Origin of the sequence: Aeromonas sp. R5-1, assembly GCF_040908265.1 — a bacterium.
Lineage (GTDB): Bacteria > Pseudomonadota > Gammaproteobacteria > Enterobacterales > Aeromonadaceae > Aeromonas > Aeromonas caviae.
Map to the genome: position 1 here is coordinate 1 of NZ_JBFODJ010000088.1, position 5,180 is coordinate 5,180.

4 protein-coding genes are annotated in these 5,180 nt (G+C 58.3%); 1 reads left to right on the plus strand and 3 read right to left on the minus strand.

Annotated elements, in window-relative coordinates; all coding sequences use genetic code 11:
- The first annotated feature begins 6 nt into the window (after positions 1-6).
- Positions 7-1,344: an IS4-like element ISAeme15 family transposase gene (locus AB5Y64_RS12170; RefSeq protein WP_102948249.1), complete on the plus strand. Its 1,338-nt coding sequence runs from the start codon at positions 7-9 to the stop codon at positions 1,342-1,344.
- 68 nt (positions 1,345-1,412) lie between these two features.
- Here AB5Y64_RS12170 and AB5Y64_RS12175 read toward each other — a convergent pair whose 3' ends face one another.
- The 3 genes from AB5Y64_RS12175 to omp38 all read right to left on the minus strand — a co-directional run bounded on the left by AB5Y64_RS12175 (position 1,413) and on the right by omp38 (position 4,925).
- The gene (locus AB5Y64_RS12175; RefSeq protein WP_049636851.1) at positions 1,413-2,603 is read right to left on the minus strand and encodes an amino acid aminotransferase; all 1,191 of its coding nucleotides are present in this window, start codon (positions 2,601-2,603) and stop codon (positions 1,413-1,415) included.
- A 135-nt stretch (positions 2,604-2,738) separates the two neighbouring features.
- A complete protein-coding gene (locus AB5Y64_RS12180; RefSeq protein WP_049636850.1) occupies positions 2,739-3,680 on the minus strand; it encodes a hypothetical protein in 942 nt (313 codons plus the stop codon).
- A 195-nt stretch (positions 3,681-3,875) separates the two neighbouring features.
- Positions 3,876-4,925, minus strand: a complete 1,050-nt coding sequence (omp38, locus tag AB5Y64_RS12185; RefSeq protein ID WP_043153864.1) for a porin Omp38 — start codon at positions 4,923-4,925, stop codon at positions 3,876-3,878.
- Between the last annotated feature and the right edge of the window lie 255 nt (positions 4,926-5,180).

Consider the following 5,180-nt stretch of genomic DNA (forward strand, 5'->3'; position numbering starts at 1 on the left):
TTTTTTATGTCTATTGCAAACGATCTGAACGATGTTGTTGAGGCATCTGGCGACATGCTGGCTCGGCTGGCCATTTTTGCCGACCATATTCCCGACGAATGGATTACTGCCGCTGCCGCCTTGTCTGAAAAGGCCACTATCCGCCGACGCCGCTTACCTTCTGATATGGTCTTGTGGCTCGTCGTGGGGATGGCCTTTTTCCGCAATGAGCCTATCTCCGAGGTCGCTCGGCGCCTCAACATCTGTGCAGAAGGGTTGGCCAATGATGCCTTGCTCGCGGACAGTGCCCTGTCTCAGGCCCGTCAGCGACTCGGCAAACAGCCGCTCGAGTGGCTGTTCAAACAGTGCGCCGATGTGTGGGGGCGGGAACGTTATCCTGAAGACCATTGGCACGGTTTACAGGTCTTTGCCATCGATGGGGCCCTGTTCCGAACCCAGGATATGCCTGAACTCAGAGCACATTTCGGCTCGGGTAACACCTCAACCAACCGGCAGACACCCTACCCGATGCTGCGGTTGGTCACGCTCATGAATGTCCGCTCGCATGTCATTGCCAACGCGGCCATCAGCCCGTACCGCAAAGGGGAAATCCCCCTGGCCAGCGAGTTCATTCACTCATTGCCGGACAAGTCAGTGACCCTGCTGGATAAAGGCTTCTTCGGTGCCGACCTGTTGCTGCGTATTCAGGCCGAAGACACCGACCGTCACTGGCTCATCCCGGAACGCAACGGGCTGGTATACACGGAACTTGAGCGCTATGGCGACGGTGACCGTCTGTTGCAAATGACGGTCTCGCCTCAGGCTCGCAAGAAAAACCCGGCGTTGCCGACACACTGGCAAGTTCGCGCAGTGACCTATGAGGTGGCAGGCAAGGAGAAAACGGTCTTTACCTCCCTGCCCGTGGCGCGATTCAGCGCAGCTCAGGTGGCGACCCTGTACCACGAGCGCTGGGAAATCGAGCTGGGATACCGGGATATCAAAAGCGCGATGCAGCACAACGCCATCACGCTGAGAAGCAAGAAAGTGGACTTGGTCTATCAGGAGCTGTGGGGATTGCTGCTTGGATACAATCTGGTCAGGCGGGAGGCCAGCCAGGCCGCCGTAGCCCATCAGCGAGCGCCCAATGAGGTGAGCTTTAAGTTTGCCTGTCAGTTCATCGCGAACCAGATGGCAGTGATGGCGGGCGCGTTATCGCCAGCCCATACGCCACGGAGGTTGGCGGAGTTGCGGGGCTGCATAGGCGTCATGTTCATAGAAAAACGCCCCAGGCCATCGAGACCCAGGGCGGTGAAGATATCAAAGACCCGTTTTCCGGTAAATCGCAATGCGGCTCCGCTTAAGTGAACAGCATTGCGCCGATACGGCGGGCTTTTTATGGCTGAAGCAAGGCGCTTGGCGCAGATGCTTCTCTCTTACAACACCTTGGCGATGGCGTCGCAGAGGGGATCAATGTTGGCGCGGGTGATGCCTGCCACGCTGATCCGGCCGGAGCCGACGATATAGATGGCGAATTCGCTCTTGAGGCGCTCCACCTGATCCTTGGAGAGACCGGAGAAGGAGAACATGCCGTTCTGTTCGCGGATGAAACTGAAATCCTGGTTCACCCCCCGCTCGGCCAGCTTCTCCACCAGCAGCTCGCGCATCTCGCGAATGCGCACCCGCATGGCGGCCACTTCTTCCACCCACTCCGCATAGAGGGCCGGGTCGCTCACCACGGTGGTGACAACGGCAGCGCCGTGTGACGGCGGGTTGGAGTAGTTGGCACGAATGACGGTCTTCACCTGGGTGAAGGCGACGTCGGCCACCGCCTTGGTCGCGCAGACCAGGGTGAAGGCGCCGACCCGCTCGTTGTAGAGGCCGAAGTTCTTGGAGAAGGAGCTCGCCACCAGCAGCTCGTCGTGGCACTCGGCGAAGATGCGAAGGCCTTCGGCATCCTCTTCGATGCCCCGGGCGAAGCCTTGATAGGCAAAGTCAAACAGCGGCAACCAGCCGGCGGCAGCACTCTGCCTGGCCAGTGCGCGCCACTGTTCGGCAGTGGGGTCGATACCGGTCGGGTTGTGGCAGCAGCCGTGCAGCAGCACCAGATCCCCCGCCTGCGCGTCAGACAGCGAGGCCTGCATGGCGGCAAAGTCGAGTCCCTTGGTGGCGGCGTCGTAGTACTTGTACCACTTGACGGTCAAACCGGCCGCCTGGAACACGCTGACGTGGTTCGCCCAGGTGGGATCGGAGATCCAGATGGTCTTGGCGAGATTGTTGCGTACCACGAACTCGGCGGCGATACGCAGGGCACCGGTACCGCCCGGCGCCTGCGCCGTCTTGGCGCGGCCGCTGGTCACTAGGGCGGCATCACGGCCGAACAGCAGTTGCTGCACGATGCGGCCGTATTCGATATTGCCTTCGATACCGAGGTAGTTCTTGGTCTTCTCGTCGGTCAAGAGCTTCTGCTCGGCTTGCTTGACGCAGTGAAGGATAGGAGTGGCACCGGTCTCATCCTTGTAAATACCGACCCCCAGATTGATCTTGTGGCTGCGAGTGTCGGCACGGAAGGCTTCGGTCAGGCCCAGGATCGGATCCGCTGGGGCGGCAACAACCTTTTCAAACATGGTATTCCCTGTAGTCCGTTGAGTTCGTTGGCTGGCAAAGTAGGTTGGCAAACAAAAGCGCCCGTCCAGGGAGCGCTTCGTCAGCTCTTTATACCACTGCCTTCCATAGGGGAAAACCGCTTTCTCGGCGCCGCCTCAACCAATCCCGTGCCAATCCGGTGCCAGGGCACACACCTCGACCGACAGACCCCGATTCGACTCCACCAGATCATTGCACTGCGCCAGCAGCGCACGGGGGATACGGCTCGGCTCCCAGGGCCGACCATCCCCCAGGGGAGCCCCGTAAGCCGCCTTGATGGGCACCAGATCCCGGGGCAACCACCAGCTCGCCGGTCTCCCCAACCGCTGGGCCAATGCCAGTACTCTGTCGACCCCGGCCGGATCCAGGGCGGTGAGGTGGCTCCAGAGGGTCTGGGGCGGCAAGGCAGCGATCAGGGGCTCCAGCGTGCCGGGATCCTCGGCAGGATACCAGACCAGCAGGGCGTCGGCGGGCAGTGGCAACTCGGCGAAAGCGCCGACGGCATCGGTTGTGATCACCCGCTGTATCTCCCCCTCTCCCCAGAGGATCTTGCCAAGCTGCGCCAGGGTGCGGGCTGGCAGCGCCACCTCCCCCAGGGTCTGGAGCCAGGGGGCGGCATCCAGCAGGGTGCCGCCGCTGAGAAACAGGCTGAACGGCCGTGCGGCCCGCAGACGAAGGGGCAGATCAGTGCAAAGCCGGATCCCCTTGTCTTCGAAGTCGATCTGCTCGATGGGGCTGAAATGACCCTCCCCCTTGCGATACAGGGCCGCCAGCACCCGCTCGTTGACCCTCTCCCCCAGTTGCCAGCCGTGGGATTGTAGCCACTCCTCGGGTTCCGGCGGGGCACTGGCCATCTTCGCCAGCATCAGCTCCCGGGTCAGATAGCGGTGCCCGGCAGGGGTGAGCTCATAGTGGTGATTGCCAAGGGCCAGCAGCAACTGGTTGTCCCGAAGCATGCCGATGAGCGGCTGCCATTGACGACCGCGAACAGCCTGGGGGCCGCCGCTCAGCAACTGCTGTGCCAGCGTGCGCCACTCGGGGTGGGTGAAATCGATCAAAGGCATCCTTCCCTGTCGGCCAATCTGCTTCAACAAATTGAATAATCTAGCGATTTACCAGAGGAGAACCAAGGGGGCAAGGAAGACAACGTGATATGGCGCAGGGCCAGAGGACGAAAAGTAGTGAAGGGGCCAAAAAACAGAACGGCCAAGCAAGCTTGGCCGTTCATCAACTAAATCAGCGCAGAGGCTAGATTAGAAGTTGTATTGCAGGGCAACAGTGAACTCGTCGTCCATCTTGTCGATACCCTGGATTTTGTACTCGGTGTAGGCTTTCAGCTTGGAAGTGAAAGCGTACTGTACGCCCAGCAGGGTTTCGTCAACCATGTCTTCGTAGGAAGAACCAGCAGTGTTGTCCTTGCCTTCCTTGAAGTTGTAACCAGCCAGGAAGGTCCAGGCATCAACGTTATAGGAAGCAGCCAGCTCGTAGCCACGACCTTCACCCTTGTAGCCAGTGGTGTCGTTCTTCAGATCGCCTTCGGTGTAAACACCAGCGAAGTAGAAGCCGTTGATGGCGTAGTGTGCGCCCAGAGCCCACTCGGACTTCTCACCAGTGTTGGTATTGGTGGTGCTCTCGAGGTCGGAGTAAGCATAACCGGCGTTCAGGCCCAGACCGAAGTCAAAGTCGTAACCGGCGGCAGCTGCGTAACCGTAGTTGCGCTTGATGCCAGGGAATTCGGTAGTGAAGGAGTTACCACCAACATCAGCCACTTTGACGGCTTCATTGTCATTGGTCTGGTAGGACAGTTTGCCCTTGAAGCCACCGAAGCTGTTGGAGTAGATGATCTGGCCTTCTTGACGACCGTCGTAGAAGTTACCGTAGCTGCCCCACTCGTTGAAGATATCGGTTGCTTCCAGCACGTCGTAGAACGCGGTGTCGGTCTGGCCGAAGATGATCTTGCCGTACTGGGTGCCATCAAAACCAGCATAGATATGACGAGACTTAAATTTGGAGTCGTCAGAGTTTTCGGCAGCTACTTGCCACTCGGTCTTGGCGATAGCGGACCAGGTGTTGTTCAGCGCAACTTTACCGGACCAACCCAGACGGGAGGTACCGATCAGCTCTGCATCACCCTGTGTATCAGCTTGAGTGAGAGGATTGGGGTTATCACTGTCACCGTAGTAGTTAGCCTGAACACGGCCGTAGATATCAAAAGAGGTGCCGTCTTTGTCGTAAACGACAGCAGCGTTGGCTGCGGATGCGAACAGAGCCGGGATAGCAATAGCCAGAATTGTCTTTTTCATAGTTTCCAATGCCTACTGTAATTAAACACTAAGTCCTTGTTATTCGCTGTGTTAGCGATGTTCTTTGCATCACTATGCCGCCGAGACTATCACCGGGTTTTCGAATCCGCAATGAAAAAACTTGGAACTTTTTATGAAAACCATAGTCACAGGGAAAAATTTGGTTCATCGCGGCTTTCCGGGGAAGGCCGCCTTGATTTTCAGAAAAAAGTATTCTGAGTCCCTAAATCCATATGCCATACGCTTTATCACTTT

What these genes read in the sequence shown, in the direction of transcription:
- AB5Y64_RS12170 (WP_102948249.1), top strand. Translation starts at nt 7, where the DNA reads ATGTCTATTGCAAACGATCTGAACGATGTTGTTGAGGCATCTGGCGAC.
- AB5Y64_RS12175 (WP_049636851.1), bottom strand. Translation starts at nt 2,603, where the DNA reads ATGTTTGAAAAGGTTGTTGCCGCCCCAGCGGATCCGATCCTGGGCCTG.
- omp38 (WP_043153864.1), bottom strand. Translation starts at nt 4,925, where the DNA reads ATGAAAAAGACAATTCTGGCTATTGCTATCCCGGCTCTGTTCGCATCC.